Source organism: Candidatus Enterococcus avicola, from assembly GCF_047470845.1.
Taxonomy (GTDB): Bacteria; Bacillota; Bacilli; order Lactobacillales; family Enterococcaceae; genus Enterococcus_D; species Enterococcus_D casseliflavus.
The window spans coordinates 99168-113913 of sequence record NZ_JBLGTY010000003.1; the positions used below are offsets into that span (position 1 = coordinate 99168).

Consider the following 14746-nt stretch of genomic DNA (forward strand, 5'->3'; position numbering starts at 1 on the left):
TTTCTAGTAAAATGATTCATTGAGAGTACAAGAGAAAGGAGAGTTTTCGAATGGTTAGTGTAGGAATCGTAATCGTGATCGCTGTTGTTGCAGCATTACTAGGCGCTGTCGGCGGCTTCTTTTTGGCGCGTAAATATATGCAAGATTATCTAAAGAAAAATCCTCCCGTTAATGAGGATATGCTTCGCTCGATGATGATGTCAATGGGTCAAAAACCTTCTGAGAAAAAAATTCGTCAGATGATGCAGCAAATGAAAAACCAAAAGTAGGTTTTTTCTAAAAAGCGGGCTGATTTTATCAGCTCGCTTTTTATTGCGGCAAAACGCAGCAACGAATAAAAAATATCCCCAGGCTACTTTATTTATTTCTGTTCTGTAAATAGCGGGGGAGTAAATGTAACTGAATCCAATGAATATTCGGAAAAATCGCAAAATTTAGGCAACAGGTCATAAAGAAATGGAGAGTGTTATGTCAATATTTAGGAAGTTAGGTTGGTTTTTTAAACAAGAAAAGAAACATTATTTGTTAGGCGTAGGCTCTTTAGTCTTGGTCGCCTTGGTACAGTTGGCACCTCCGAAAGTTATCGGGATCATCATCGATGAGATTGCGGAAAAAGAGATCTCGATGCAGACGATCTTTTTTTGGGTCATGATCTTGATTGCTTCAGCCATCGCTCAATACGTGTTTCGTTTTGTCTGGCGAACGCATATCTGGGGCAGTGCCGCTCGGCTAGAAAAAACGTTACGCAGACAGCTATTTGCACATTTTACAAGGATGGATCAGTTGTTTTATCAAAAGCATCGGACAGGTGATTTGATGGCCCATGCCACCAATGACTTGAATGCCATCCAAAATGTGGCAGGGGCAGGGATCTTGACCTTTGCCGATTCCTTCATCTCGGGAGGGGCAACCATCATTGCGATGGTTCTCTTTATCGACTGGCGGTTAACGATCATTGCACTATTGCCGCTGCCTTTCTTAGCAGTCATGGCACGGGTTCTTGGCAGCAAATTGCATGATGCGTTTCGTGACTCGCAAGAAGCCTTTTCTTCCATCAACGACAAAGCCCAAGAAAGTATTACTGGGATGAAAGTCATCAAAACCTTTGGACAGGAAAAAGAGGACATCGCTGATTTTCAAACCAAAATCGACCATGCCATCATCAAAAACCGCAAAGTCAATTTTCTGGATGCCTTGTTTGATCCGTTTATTACGATCATTATCGGAATCTCCTATGTGCTGACGATCATCGTTGGCGGCAATTATGTTATGGATGGTACCATCTCGATCGGTCAATTGGTATCCTTCATCAGTTATATCGGTATGTTAGTTTGGCCGATGTTTGCCATCGGACGTCTGTTTAATGTGCTGGAACGAGGCAATGCTAGTTATGATCGGGTTGCCGAATTGTTGGCGGCAAAGACCCATATTATTGAAGCTAAAGATGCGGTCGATGCCCCAGCCCAAGGAACGGTGAACGTTCAAATCAATGATTTTCACTATCAAGGAGATGATTTTGCCCTGCAAGACATCCACTTTACTTTGCCAGCGGGTCAGACACTAGGTGTCGTCGGGAAAACCGGTGCTGGAAAAACCTCTTTGATGAAGCTCTTATTGCGAGAGTATGATTCATTTGACGGGGCGATCACCTTCGGGGGCATTGACAGCAAGCAATACTCCTTGAATGCTCTTTTGGGGTCGATCGGTTATGTTCCGCAAGATCATTTCTTATTTTCCATGACGATTCGAGACAATATCCGCTTTGCGCAACCACGGGCTTCTCAAGCAGAAGTGGAAGCAGCTGCTGGATTGGCAGTGATCCACGAGGATATCAGTCAGTTTCCTGAAGGGTACGAAACGATGGTGGGGGAACGTGGTGTTTCTCTTTCTGGCGGACAAAAACAGCGGTTATCCATTGCCCGTGCTTTGATCACTGATCCCGAATTATTGATTTTAGATGACGCCCTTTCAGCAGTAGATGCCAAAACGGAAGAAGCTATTTTACAACAGTTGCGGACGTTCCGTCAGAATAAAACAACGATCATTGCTGCCCACCGCCTAAGTAGTGTCAAGCACGCAGAAGAAATTCTGGTGATCGACAATGGGAAAATCAGTGAACGTGGGACCCATGAACAATTATTGGCTGCAAATGGCTGGTATAAAAAAATGTGGGACAAACAGCAACTAGAAGCCAAAATCGAAGGGAGTGAAGCCTAATGCAAGAATCAGAATGGAGTAAATCGATTCCCTTTAAAGAGCAAAAAAACATCATCAAACGAATGTTTCTTTTTGCCAAGCCATTTCGGAAAACCTTCTATGCAGCGATCTTTTTTGCTTTTGTGTTATCAATCGTCAATATCCTGTTGCCTTTGATCATTCAAACCTTTATGGATAATTATTTGACCAATCAAACGGCGACCCAGCAAGTCATTTATTTCTTTGCTGCATTGTATTTCTTTGGGGTGTTAGTAAAAGCTGTGATTTGGTTTTTCCAATGGTTCCTTTATTCGATGGGTTCTTTAAAAACCTATCAGTATATTCGAGCAAAATTATTTGAAAAATTGCATAGTCTTGGGATGCGCTATTTCGATCAGACGCCAGCGGGTTCGATCGTTTCACGGGTCAGCAACGACACAGAAACGTTGTATGAATTTTGGTATGTCTTCTTGATGGTATTGACAGGAATTTTTGCGGTGGTTTCTTCTTTTGCCGCCATGTTCCGCATCAACGTCAAAATTGCCTTACTGAACTTGATTTTTCTGCCGATCCTAATGGTAGTCATCTGGTATTATCAAAAATTCAGCTCTCGTATCTATCGTCAAATGCGGGAAAAACTGAGTCAGCTGAATACGAAATTGAATGAATCGATTTCTGGTATGCAGATCATTCAGCAATTCCGTCAAGAGGCGCGGCTGAATGAAGAATTCGAAGCGACCAACGATGATTATATGAAAACCAGATACGCTATGATCCGCACAAATGCGCTACTATTATCACCAATCATTAGTTTGTTGTATGCCTTAGCGATCGCCTTGTCATTGACGGTCTTTGGGTTTGATGCCTTAGAATCGCCCATTGAAGTCGGGTTGATTTTCGCTTTTACGACCTATATTCAAGGATTCTTTAATCCCATGACACAGATGATGGATTTTCTCAGTGTCTTTACTGATGGGATGGTCGCCGGCAGCCGTATTTTAAAGATTATGGATAACGAAGAATACACGCCGCAGCAAAACCCCGATGCTAGTCAAACCATCACCAAAGGAAAAATCGAATTTCGCGATGTCAGTTTTTCCTATGATGGTAAAAACAACGTATTGAATCATATTTCTTTCATCGCCTATCCAGGTGAGACCGTGGCTTTAGTCGGTCACACAGGAAGTGGCAAGAGCTCGATCATCAATGTGTTGATGCGTTTTTACGAATTCGGGGAAGGGCAAATTTTGATCGATGATCAAGATATCCGCGACTTCACGATGGAAGAGCTTCGGAAAAAAGTCGGACTCGTATTGCAAGACGCCTTCATGTTTTATGGGGACATCGCTGACAATATCCGCTTATTGAATCAGGACATTCGTGAGGAACAGATCGAAGCAGCAGCAAAATTTGTTCAAGCAGATGCCTTTATTCAAAAATTACCTGGTAAATACCACGCCAAAGTGATTGAACGGGGCGCCAGCTATTCAAGTGGGCAGCGACAATTGATTTCCTTTGCCCGCACCATGGTGACCGATCCGAAAGTGCTGGTCTTGGATGAGGCGACTGCCAATATCGATACTGAAACAGAAGGGCTGATCCAAGAAGGGTTGGCAAATATGCGTCAAGGGCGAACCACGATCGCGATCGCCCATCGATTGTCTACCATCCGCGATGCCGAGTTGATTTTGGTGCTTGATAAAGTCTCGATCGTCGAACGAGGCACCCATGATGAACTTTTGGCTCAAAAAGGGTTGTATGCCGATATGTACCGTTTGCAGGCAAGTGAAGTTTAATAGTTTTGATAGAAACGCTAACCTTAAAGACTTTCGTTTTTAAGGTTTTTTTGTACGAAAAAAGAAAGAAGGGATGAATATAAAAATAACGAACAACGATTGACAGCGCTTTCTACCTTTGCTATGATAAAGATAATAAAACTGGTTCTAATGGATAGTGATTGTTGATTTTTAACAAGCTAAACCTGATGAAGCTGCGGTATTTGCGCTGCTTTCATGAGGTTTTTTCTGTGTTGACTGTTGGCTCAGCAATAAAGACAAGCAATGAACCATATCCGCAATGATAAAGTAAGTGGGGGTAGGACATGAAAATCAGTAAAGTGTTAAACAATAATGTTGTGATCACTACCGATCAAAGTCAAAACGAGATTATTGTTATGGGGCGGGGGATTGCATTTAAGAAAAAAGTGGGAGATGAAATTTCTTCAGAAACGGTCGATAAAGTGTATCGCTTAGAAAATCAGACGATCTTATCTCAATTTCAAGAGCTGCTTGCTGACTTACCACTGGAATATCTTGAATTATCCAATGAGATCATTGAGTATGCTCGGCGAGAATTGTCATCCCCCATCAATGATTCCATCTACATCTCGCTGACAGATCATATGCACTGTGCCATTGAACGATCGAAAAAAGGAATGACGGTCAAAAATGTCTTATTATGGGATATCAAGCGTTTTTTCCCCGATGAGTACCAAATAGGCTGCAAAACAGTAGAGAAAATCAAAGAACATTACGGGATTCAGCTGCCAGATGACGAGGCTGGCTTTATTGCTCTGCATCTCGTCAATGCGCAAACTGAGAATGGTGACCAAGGCAATATTGCTGAACTAACCCAAACGATGCAAGACATCATAAACATTGTTAAATATTTTTTCAAAACAACCTTTGATGAAGAGTCCGTTTATTTTTATCGCTTCACTACGCATTTGAAATTTTTTGTTTCAAGAATGCAAAACCATACTACTCATGTGGATGAAACCGATGAAGATCTTTTGGCTATGGTCAAAGTGAAGTATCGAAATGCGTATCAATGCGTACAAAAAATCGCTGAGCTATTAGAAAATCAGTATCAGTATCAAATGTCCAGTGACGAAAGTTTGTATTTAACGATTCATATTGCCAGACTTGTGCAAAAGAATCGTTGATTGAAAAAACAAGAAAGGAGAAGGATTTCTTGATTCATGAGAAGGTGTCGAAAAAGAAGAATTTCTTCGCAATGATTCTTATCAAACGTCAGCTTCAAGGCATCTGACCATGTAGCAAGAAATCAAAAAAAGAAAACATTTTGGATAGTGACATTCAGTTGGCTAAACCTTCAATACAAAAAAATTGGAGGAATCAAAAATGGGAAAATATCGTGAATTAGCAGAAAAAATCGTAGCAAATGTTGGTGGGAAAGAGAACATCAATAGCTTGACGCATTGTATCACACGCCTGCGTTTTAAATTAAAGGATGAAGGCGTCGCAAATGATGAAGTCTTAAAGAACATGGATGGGGTCGTGACGGTCATGAAGAGTGGCGGTCAATACCAGGTGGTTATCGGAAACCATGTACCTGATGTCTATGCAGAAGTGATCGATGTAGCAGGAATCAGTGGTGATGCTGAAGAAACAGCTTCAGGTGGCAACTTGTTTGATCGTTTGATCGATATTTTGAGCGGCTGCTTCCAACCCTTCTTAGGGGCTTTGTGTGCGGCGGGGATGATCAAAGGACTAAACGCACTGTTGCTTTTTATTGGTACAACAGGCTTGATCGATTATACAACGACGACTGGTACCTATGTGATGTTCAATGCGATCGGCGATTCGATCTTCATGTTTATGCCAGTGATCTTAGGGTATACGTCAGCGAAAAAGTTTCGCTTAAATCCAATGGTGGGAATCATGATCGGGTCAGCGCTTTGTTACCCAACGATTCAAGGATCTGCTTTGCAAGCCGCATTTCTTGCAGGCGCTGGCGAGGGAGCTGCTGCACCGTATAGCTTGTTAGGCTTGCCTGCGTACGAAACGTTTTTAGGGATTCCGTGGGTTGGCGCAACGTATACTAGCAGTGTGGTGCCGGTCATCTTTATCATTGCCTTTGCTGCACAAGTTCAAAAACTTGCGAAAAAAATCATTCCTTCTGTTGTCCAAACGTTCTTAGTGCCGTTCTTGGTTCTCTTGATTGCATTGCCAATTGGGTTTTTGGTGATTGGACCTGTAATCAGTATGTTGACGGATCTTTTGAGCTCAGGATTTGAAGCGTTGATGGACTTCTCACCAGTTGCCTATGGCTTGTTGCTAGGTTTCTTCTGGCAAGTATTGGTTATTTTCGGTCTTCACTGGTCAGTCGTACCGTTACACATTATGCAAATCACGCAACTTGGTTATAGTCAGATTTTGGTAGCTACGTTTGGTGCCAGCTTTGCTCAAACAGCCGTAGTGATGGCGATGTACTTTAAACTGAAAGATAAAAAACTGAAAGCACTATGTCCACCAGCTATTATCTCAGGGCTTTTCGGTGTAACGGAGCCAGCGATTTATGGGATCACGTTACCGAAAAAAATGCCGTTCTTCTACTCAATGATCGGTGGTGCGGTCGCAGGTGCCTTCTTGATGATTAATGGAACAACGAGCTACACCTCTGGTGGGTTAGGGGTCTTTGGCATTTTCAACTATATCACTCCAGAAGGCGACGCTAGTGGCATGTGGTTCTCTGTCTTCGGAATCTTGATTGCTGCAGCGATTGGCTTTGGTTTGACCATGGCTTTCTGGAAAGATGATGCAGTGGAAGAAGAAATCGCAGAAGGACAACCAGCGATGACTGTTCGAAAAGAAGTGATCACTTCTCCAGTAGAAGGAACGATCGCGCCACTAAGCAGTGCCAAAGATGAAGCTTTTGCTCAAGGAGTGCTAGGAAAAGGCATCCTGATCCATCCTTCAAAAGGCGAAGTTGTGGCTCCTTTTGATGGTACTGTGATGACATTGTTCCCAACCAAACATGCCATCGGGTTGATTTCTGAGAATGGTTTAGAACTTTTGATCCATATTGGTTTGGATACTGTTCAATTGAATGGTGAGTTCTTTGAAGCGCATGTGAAGCAAGGCGATAAAGTCACTCGTGGGCAAAAATTGATCAGCTTTGATAAAGATGCATTGATCAAAGCAGGATTCAATATTGAGACCCCAGTGCTAGTGACCAACTCAGCGGATTATTTGGATATCATCGAGTCTGACAAACGAGAAGTTGGTTGTTCCGATGATTTGATCACGGCTTTAGTTTAGGAAATGTTTACCTGCAAAACTGCTATATAAGGATAAAAGCGATCGGTCGTGAAGGCGCGATCGCTTTTTGACAGTCATTTAATTGGGAAACAGTGAGTCCTTATAATGAAGGTTTTTATCATAGGTTGGTTCAGCGATTATCGTTGATGAAGTGGGGCGCTTATCATACGCCATCCCAATATCGATCAAATGCTGCAGATTTTTCTCATAATGTTCCGAAAAGACGACTGCATACAACAAATCTAGCAAGTAGCAAACCGAGGTATTGATCGTAAAATTCGCAATCTTTGAATAAAGCCTTTCTCTTGTTGTGATATTTAAGACACAATCGCTTAATTTCGCTAACGCATTCTCGCCAATACTGGTCATCCCAATGATGGAGACCTGCCGTTCGGCGAGGATCTTACCGATTTCTTTAACCATTTTGTTTTCACCTGTGTAAGAAATCAAGATCGCGGTCGTATCGGAGGTACAGTTGGATGCCTCATAGGCACTTTCGCCGAAGGTATCGCAGACGTGGATACTTTTTCCTAAACGCCGTATCTTCAAAACAAAGTCTTGAGAAATCAAGGTGTTGGCATTGCTGGCGAAAATCCTGATATGGTTGGCATTGAGCAACGATTGTTTCGCTTTTTGTAATTCATCATGATGGATCAAGGAAAGCGTATCTTCAATCGTTGTTTGTTCAAGCTTTGCCAACTTTTTGGCGATGGTCATAATCCCGTCATGGGAAGAGAAGGGAAAGTTCGCATCCACATCGGTAAAATGGCTGCTCATATAAGTTTGCTCTTCCACAAAGGCCGTTTTTAAGTCGAGCCAACCATTGAAGCCTAATTTTTTGGCGATCCGAATAAAAGTAGAAGGATGAACATAGGTTTTTTCAGATAATTCCTTGATGGTTTGATCCGCCATCGCGGTCGGATTGGCTAATAAATAATCAATCAACGATCGTTCGGCGGGTGCTAGTTTGATTTGGCGCATTTTTTCTTGTAACAACATGGTATATATGCTCCTTTTTACATTTTTTTATGATTATTTGTAAATGTTTTTTACAGAAATTCGTTTTTATTCAGTACCTAGCGAATCGTTTACATCCTCATTATTCCTTATTTGGTGCTCTTTGTAAATCTTTTTTACAAAATACCTGCAAGAAGAAACGAGATTTGCAAACGCTTTTTCTAAATATGCTATTTACATTGAATCAAATGTTTTTATGAATGATAATAAGAATGTAAATAAAATAGCAAAGGAGCAATACAATGACAAAAGGAATTAAAATTGCAACCATTGGTGGCGGCAGCAGCTATACCCCGGAGTTAATGGAAGGCTTTATCAAACGCTATGAAGAATTGCCGATTCGTGAGATTTGGCTAGTAGATATCGAAGCAGGAAAAGAAAAATTAGCAATCGTTGGTGCGATGGCACAACGGATGTGGGATGCGTCACCCTACGATGTAAAAATCCACATGACATTGGATCGAGAAGAAGCATTAAAAGATGCTGATTTCGTTACGACACAATTCCGAGTAGGATTGCTGAATGCCCGTATCAAAGATGAACGAATTCCTGCCTATTACGGCATGATTGGTCAAGAAACCAACGGCCCTGGTGGTATGTTCAAAGCGTTTCGTACGGTTCCAATCATTCTTGAAATCGTTGAAGACATGAAACGCTTGTGTCCCGATGCCTGGTTGATCAACTTTGCGAATCCAAGTGGTATGGTGACTGAAGCAATCGTGCGTTACGGAAAATGGGACAAAGTCATCGGGTTGTGTAACGTGCCTGTCATGGCAACGATGGTTGAACCTGCGTTGCTTGGCAAAGAACCTGACGAATTGATTTACAAATTTGCAGGATTGAACCACTTCCACTGGCACAAAGTTACCGACTCCCACGGCAATGACGTTACGATGGACATTATTGATAAAATGTATGAAGAAGACAATGGCTTACCGAAGAATATCTTTGATGTACCATTTTACAAAGAACAGCTGGAACAAATGAAGATGATTCCTTGCGGGTATCACCGTTATTACTATCGTCAAGAAGAAATGTTGAATCATGCGATCGAAGAGTACAAGACTGTCGGTACACGCGCACAGCAAGTGAAACAAACCGAAGCCGAATTGTTTGAGTTGTACAAAGATCCTGAATTGGATCATAAACCAGAACAGCTGCAAAAACGTGGTGGTGCTTACTACTCAGATGCAGCGTGTGAAACGATTGCTTCCATTTATGCTAATAAAAATACCCAAATCGTCGTTTCAACCAAAAATGAAGGCGCCGTTCCAGATCTTCCTGCCGATTGCGTAGTCGAAGTAACAGCTTACGTTGGCGGACAAGGGGCTAGAAATGTTGCCTTTGGTGAGTTACCGACAGCTGAAAAAGGTTGGTTACAGGTAATGAAAGCAATGGAATTATTAACGATCGAAGCAGCTGTGACGGGGGATTACAATATCGCATTACAAGCCTTCACCATCAACCCATTGGTTCCATCAGGTGATACGGCAAAACGTGTCATGGACGAACTGTTTATTGCCCACAAAGATCACTTGCCTAAATTTAAGGAAACGATCGCACGTCTTGAAAAAGAAGGCGTAGAAGTACAAGATGAAGTAGCCCGCGAACTTGATCGCGAACTAGTTAAATAAAGAGAAAGTAGGAAAGAAACATGGCATTTAGAAAAGACTTTTTATGGGGCGGCGCAACAGCTGCCAATCAATGTGAAGGAGGCTACCAAGAAGGCGGACGCGGCTTGGCAAACGTTGACGTGGTACCGATCGGCAAAGATCGTTTTCCAGTCATTACTGGTCAAATGAAAATGTTCGATTTTGATGACGAACATTTCTACCCAGCAAAAGAAGCGATCGATATGTATCATCGCTACAAAGAAGACATCGCGCTATTTGGCGAAATGGGCTTTAAAACCTACCGTTTGTCGATCGCTTGGAGTCGGATTTTCCCTAAAGGGGATGAAACAGAACCAAATGAAGACGGCTTGAAGTTCTATGAAGATCTTTTCAAAGAATGCCACAAATATGGGATCGAACCATTAGTAACGATCACTCACTTTGATTGCCCAATGCATTTAGTTGAAAAATACGGGGCATGGCGTTCTCGTGAATTGGTCGGATTCTATGAAAACTTGTGTAACGTGATTTTCAACCGTTACAAAGGATTAGTAAAATACTGGTTGACCTTCAACGAAATCAACATGATTCTCCATGCGCCATTTATGGGAGCAGGTCTTTACTTTGAAGAAGGCGATAACGTTGAGCAAGTGAAATACCAAGCGGCTCACCATGAGCTATTGGCCTCTGCGATCGCAACGAAAATCGCTCATGAAGTCGATCCTGAGAACAAAGTAGGCTGTATGTTAGCTGCTGGCGCATACTATCCATATACAAGCAAACCAGAAGATGTCTGGGAATCACGCAAAGCAGATCGCGAAAACTATTTCTTTATTGATGTTCAATCACGTGGAGAATATCCACAATATGCGCTGAAAGAAATGGAACGTAATGGGATCGAAATCAAAATGGAAGAAGGCGACCTTGAGCTGTTGAAAGCTCACACCGTAGACTTTATTTCCTTCTCTTACTATTCTTCCCGCGTATCAACCACGGACGCTGAATTATTAGAACAAACGGCTGGCAATATTTTTGCCTCTGTGAAAAACCCATACTTGGAAGCAAGTGAGTGGGGGTGGCAGATTGATCCACTTGGTTTGCGCATCACAATGAATGACATTTATGATCGCTACCAAAAACCATTGTTTATCGTTGAAAACGGCTTAGGAGCTGTGGATACACCAGATGCAGATGGCTATGTGGAAGATGACTACCGGATCCAATACTTGGCAGAGCATATTCAAGCAATGAAAGATGCGGTTGAACAAGATGGTGTCGACTTATTGGGTTACACGACTTGGGGTTGTATCGATTTAGTTTCAGCTGGAACAGGTGAAATGAAAAAACGCTATGGTTTCATTTATGTGGACCGTGACAATGAAGGAAACGGCACCTTGAAACGAACAAAGAAAAAATCATTTGATTGGTACAAACAAGTGATTGCTTCAAACGGTGAAGATTTATCGAATAACTAATTATAAGAAGCTGCAGTTGATCCCTTAGAGAAATCTAAGTAGATCGACTGCAGTTTTTTTAAAGTCTTTTTAAAAACTATTGAAACGAATGATTTGTAATAAGTAGAAATGGCTGTTCAGAGATTATTGATAACCGACAATGAGAGTGCTGTAAAAGGCTTGCGTTGCAGCAATTACAAAAAAAGGCGACCTTAAGCATGACATGTTTTGTCCTTAAGGTCGCCTTTATCCATTTTTTAAAGAACTTTTTCAATTTCTGGAATCATTTTTTGAGGATTGGTTTGTGGAGCAAAACGCTCCACGACTTTACCTTGGCGGTCCACCAAGAATTTCGTGAAATTCCATTTAATGGCTTTGCCTAATGTACCCGGTGCTTCTGCTTCCAAATAGCGAAACAAGGGATCTGCGTCTTTGCCATTGATCACCGTTAACTTGTGCATCGGAAAATCAACACCATAGGTGGTTCGGCAAGCGGCTGCGGCTTCTTCGGCTGAGCCGACTTCTTGTTTGAACTGGTCAGAAGGAAACCCTAGAACGACCAACCCTTGGTCTTTATAGGTTTCATAAAGACTTTGTAATTCTTTGAACTGCGGGCTCAACCCGCACTTTGTAGCTGTATTGACGATCACCAGCGGTTGACCTTCGTAGTTTGCTAGCGAATAAGTTTCGCCGTTTTCTAATGTTGCTTGGTAGTCATAGATTGACATAGCAAACGCTCCTTTTAATGTAAATCATAGTCGATAGTTTCTGAGATAAGTATAGAGCAAAGTCTTCAAAAAAACCAAGCAAACTTCTTGGCGCATTTTATTTCTTATAAAAAACAAAAAATCCAGCGGCCGTTGGGACCGCTGGACTCTTATTATGCTTCTGGTAAGACTTCTGGTTCTGCTTCTTGTGGATGAACGACAGATTTAGTTTTCCATACCCCAGAATGCCAGCGATAGATCATTAAGACGCTGCGCAATGCTTCGTCAATGGCATAAGCGATCCAAACACCGATCAAGCCAAATTTAAAGACGATGGCCAGTGAGTAGGAAAACGGTAAGCTGATGACCCATAGAACAATTAGGCTACAGATCAATGGGAACTTCACGTCACCACTTGCATTTAATGAACCAACTAGGATCATATTGACTGCACGCGCTGTTTCTAAGACGATCTCTACTAAAAAGACACCTTTAGCAATCTCGATTACTTCGGTATTGGAAGTAAAGATCCCCATGATCGGTTCAATAAATAGATAGGTCAATAAGCAGATCGTTACCGAGGCGATGATCCCGATCACCATCGTGCGCATGCCTCGCTGATGCGCACGATCGAATTCACCCGCACCGACATTGCGTCCAATCATGATTTGGTTTCCTTGACTTAATGCGGAGGCGATCAAATAAACAAATTGGGTGATAGCTGTTACGTAAGATTTTGCAATCAAGACACTTGCGCCAAGTTGAGCCACGATCATCGTCACTACGACTTGCGCTCCTTGATAGGAAAGAGACTCGCCAGAAGAAGGCAATCCGTAAGTCAAAATGTTTTTCATCACGCCCCAAGAGACATTCGAGAAACGGGCAGATAAAACAGAAAAATTCACATGTTTCTTCAGCAACATGGCGGCAATTAGAAAACCGATCGAATTACCGAAGACGCTAGAAAATGCCAATCCAGTCACACCGAAATTCGGTAAACCAAAGGGGCTGTATAAGACAAAGTAATTGCCAATGACGGCTAGGATACTAGCAAACATCGGTACCAATAACGCAGGTTTTGTGAAACTGTGGCTACGCATGACAGCAATTATGACCGCCGTGATCGATGAAAGGAACAGACTTCCGCCATATACTTGTAAGTATCCATGACCTAAAGCAACTAATTCAGCATCTAAGCCCATGAATCGCAAAAGGTAGGTTGAGCCGAAAAGGAACATCAAGCTGATCAAAATCCCGATGAACAATGACCCAAAAAGAGCGGTATTGATGACTTTCGGTATCTGGTCGCGTTTTTTCGCACCAATCAATTGTGCGATAATGATCTGAGTACCCACGGTGATGAAACCGTAAATAAAGACCGTTAAATTCAATAGTTGATTGGCAGCACTGACGGCCGCTACTGCTGGCTCGGAATAATGAGAAATCATCCAAACGTTGACATTCCCAATAACGACCCGCAAAAATAGCTCAACAAAAATCGGCCAGCTGAGAAAAATCAGTTCACGGTCTGATTTTCCTAAAAGTTTTTTCTTATTCAATTGTAAGGACTCCTTATTTTCTATATAATAGACGTATCTTGAAAATTTTACAAAAATTGAAAAGAAAGTCAATGTAATTTTCAAAAGTAAAAGCAGGAATATCTTATTATTTTTTGTAAGCAGATGAGTTGAAAGAATTTGCTTTTGAAAGTAAAGTATGGGTAGTCCAAATTGGAGGGAAATATATGTATGATGTAATTATCATCGGCGCAGGCCCTGCGGGGATGACAGCAGCGCTTTATGCGTCAAGATCGAATTTATCAGTACTAATGATTGAACGTGGAGCACCTGGCGGACAAATGAACAATACGGCTGAGGTTGAAAACTATCCTGGCTTCGAATCAATCTTAGGCCCTGAATTAGCATTTAAAATGTATGAAGGTGCCATTAAATTTGGTGTTGAAAATGCCTATGGGATCGTTCAAAGCATCACGGATCAAGGTGAGTTTAAAGAAGTTGCCACCGAAGACAAAACCTATCAAGGGAAAACAGTCATCATTGCCACAGGATGTGTACATAGAAAGTTAGGCGTCAAAGGCGAAGAAGAATTCGCAGGACGCGGTGTTTCATACTGTGCGGTTTGTGACGGTGCCTTTTTCCGTAACAAACGCTTGATCGTTGTTGGTGGAGGCGACTCAGCAGTCGAAGAAGCGATCTACTTAACGCAATTTGCTTCTGAAGTAACGATCGTTCACCGTCGTGACGAATTACGAGCACAAAAAATCATCCAAGACCGCGCATTTGCCAACGAGAAAATCTCTTTTATTTGGGATTCTGTTGTGGAAGAAATCAAAGGCAATGAGATGGTCGTAACTGGCGTGCAAATCAGAAACGTAAAAACGGATGAAGTGACAGAAGAAGCTGCTGGCGGTGTCTTTATCTATGTTGGTTTAGATCCGTTGACAGAACCATTCAAAGCCAGCGGTATCACGAATGATGCTGGCTGGATCTTAACAAATGATCAGATGGAAACTTCAATTCCTGGTGTTTACGCGGTTGGCGATGTTCGTGAAAAAGGCTTGCGTCAAATCACGACGGCAGTCGGCGATGGCAGTATTGCTGGTCAACAAGTGTTTGATTTTATTGAAACACAAAAGGATGCTCAATTAACAAAATAATCTAATGGAATTAGCTGTT

11 protein-coding genes are annotated in these 14746 nt (G+C 42.0%); 8 read left to right on the top strand and 3 right to left on the bottom strand.

Annotated features, from left to right (window positions below; all coding sequences use genetic code 11):
- The first annotated feature begins 50 nt into the window (after window positions 1-50).
- The 5 genes from ACI3E5_RS04075 (at window position 51) to ACI3E5_RS04095 (ending at window position 7259) form a co-directional block, all read left to right on the top strand.
- The gene (locus tag ACI3E5_RS04075) at window positions 51-269 is read left to right on the top strand and encodes a YneF family protein (protein ID WP_005235432.1); all 219 of its coding nucleotides are present in this window, start codon (window positions 51-53) and stop codon (window positions 267-269) included.
- A gap of 199 nt (window positions 270-468) precedes the next feature.
- On the top strand, window positions 469-2217 hold the full coding sequence (locus ACI3E5_RS04080) for an ABC transporter ATP-binding protein (protein WP_042890950.1): 1749 nt from the start codon (window positions 469-471) through the stop codon (window positions 2215-2217).
- Window positions 2217-3992, top strand: a complete 1776-nt coding sequence (locus tag ACI3E5_RS04085) for an ABC transporter ATP-binding protein (RefSeq protein ID WP_498820846.1) — start codon at window positions 2217-2219, stop codon at window positions 3990-3992. Before ACI3E5_RS04080 ends, ACI3E5_RS04085 begins: the two co-directional genes overlap by 1 nt.
- 305 nt (window positions 3993-4297) lie before the next feature.
- Complete coding sequence (gene licT, locus ACI3E5_RS04090) at window positions 4298-5140, top strand: BglG family transcription antiterminator LicT (RefSeq protein ID WP_005225819.1); 843 nt, start codon at window positions 4298-4300, stop codon at window positions 5138-5140.
- A 199-nt stretch (window positions 5141-5339) separates the two neighbouring features.
- Complete coding sequence (locus tag ACI3E5_RS04095) at window positions 5340-7259, top strand: beta-glucoside-specific PTS transporter subunit IIABC (protein ID WP_498820849.1); 1920 nt, start codon at window positions 5340-5342, stop codon at window positions 7257-7259.
- Window positions 7260-7337: 78 nt separating this feature from the next.
- On the opposite strand, the gene ACI3E5_RS04100 is transcribed toward ACI3E5_RS04095, so the two are convergent.
- Window positions 7338-8258, bottom strand: a complete 921-nt coding sequence (locus ACI3E5_RS04100; RefSeq protein WP_498820851.1) for a MurR/RpiR family transcriptional regulator — start codon at window positions 8256-8258, stop codon at window positions 7338-7340.
- A 260-nt stretch (window positions 8259-8518) separates the two neighbouring features.
- Between ACI3E5_RS04100 and ACI3E5_RS04105 the strand changes: the two genes are divergently transcribed.
- A complete protein-coding gene (locus ACI3E5_RS04105; protein ID WP_005225822.1) occupies window positions 8519-9910 on the top strand; it encodes a 6-phospho-beta-glucosidase in 1392 nt (463 codons plus the stop codon).
- Window positions 9911-9930: 20 nt separating this feature from the next.
- On the top strand, window positions 9931-11364 hold the full coding sequence (locus tag ACI3E5_RS04110; protein ID WP_008378424.1) for a 6-phospho-beta-glucosidase: 1434 nt from the start codon (window positions 9931-9933) through the stop codon (window positions 11362-11364).
- A gap of 236 nt (window positions 11365-11600) precedes the next feature.
- Here the strand turns inward: ACI3E5_RS04110 and ACI3E5_RS04115 are convergent, their stop codons facing one another.
- The gene (locus ACI3E5_RS04115; RefSeq protein ID WP_005225824.1) at window positions 11601-12071 is read right to left on the bottom strand and encodes a glutathione peroxidase; all 471 of its coding nucleotides are present in this window, start codon (window positions 12069-12071) and stop codon (window positions 11601-11603) included.
- A 152-nt stretch (window positions 12072-12223) separates the two neighbouring features.
- Window positions 12224-13609, bottom strand: a complete 1386-nt coding sequence (locus tag ACI3E5_RS04120; protein WP_498820854.1) for an MATE family efflux transporter — start codon at window positions 13607-13609, stop codon at window positions 12224-12226.
- 185 nt (window positions 13610-13794) lie between these two features.
- Between ACI3E5_RS04120 and trxB the strand changes: the two genes are divergently transcribed.
- Complete coding sequence (gene trxB, locus ACI3E5_RS04125) at window positions 13795-14727, top strand: thioredoxin-disulfide reductase (protein WP_194185278.1); 933 nt, start codon at window positions 13795-13797, stop codon at window positions 14725-14727.
- Window positions 14728-14746: the final 19 nt, after the last annotated feature.

Excerpts from the sequence above, each read along its gene's own strand:
- ACI3E5_RS04075 (WP_005235432.1), top strand. The coding sequence starts at position 51 with ATGGTTAGTGTAGGAATCGTAATCGTGATCGCTGTTGTTGCAGCATTA.
- ACI3E5_RS04080 (WP_042890950.1), top strand. The coding sequence starts at position 469 with ATGTCAATATTTAGGAAGTTAGGTTGGTTTTTTAAACAAGAAAAGAAA.
- ACI3E5_RS04085 (WP_498820846.1), top strand. The coding sequence starts at position 2,217 with ATGCAAGAATCAGAATGGAGTAAATCGATTCCCTTTAAAGAGCAAAAA.
- licT (WP_005225819.1), top strand. The coding sequence starts at position 4,298 with ATGAAAATCAGTAAAGTGTTAAACAATAATGTTGTGATCACTACCGAT.
- ACI3E5_RS04095 (WP_498820849.1), top strand. The coding sequence starts at position 5,340 with ATGGGAAAATATCGTGAATTAGCAGAAAAAATCGTAGCAAATGTTGGT.
- ACI3E5_RS04100 (WP_498820851.1), bottom strand. The coding sequence starts at position 8,258 with ATGTTGTTACAAGAAAAAATGCGCCAAATCAAACTAGCACCCGCCGAA.
- ACI3E5_RS04105 (WP_005225822.1), top strand. The coding sequence starts at position 8,519 with ATGACAAAAGGAATTAAAATTGCAACCATTGGTGGCGGCAGCAGCTAT.
- ACI3E5_RS04110 (WP_008378424.1), top strand. The coding sequence starts at position 9,931 with ATGGCATTTAGAAAAGACTTTTTATGGGGCGGCGCAACAGCTGCCAAT.
- ACI3E5_RS04115 (WP_005225824.1), bottom strand. The coding sequence starts at position 12,071 with ATGTCAATCTATGACTACCAAGCAACATTAGAAAACGGCGAAACTTAT.
- trxB (WP_194185278.1), top strand. The coding sequence starts at position 13,795 with ATGTATGATGTAATTATCATCGGCGCAGGCCCTGCGGGGATGACAGCA.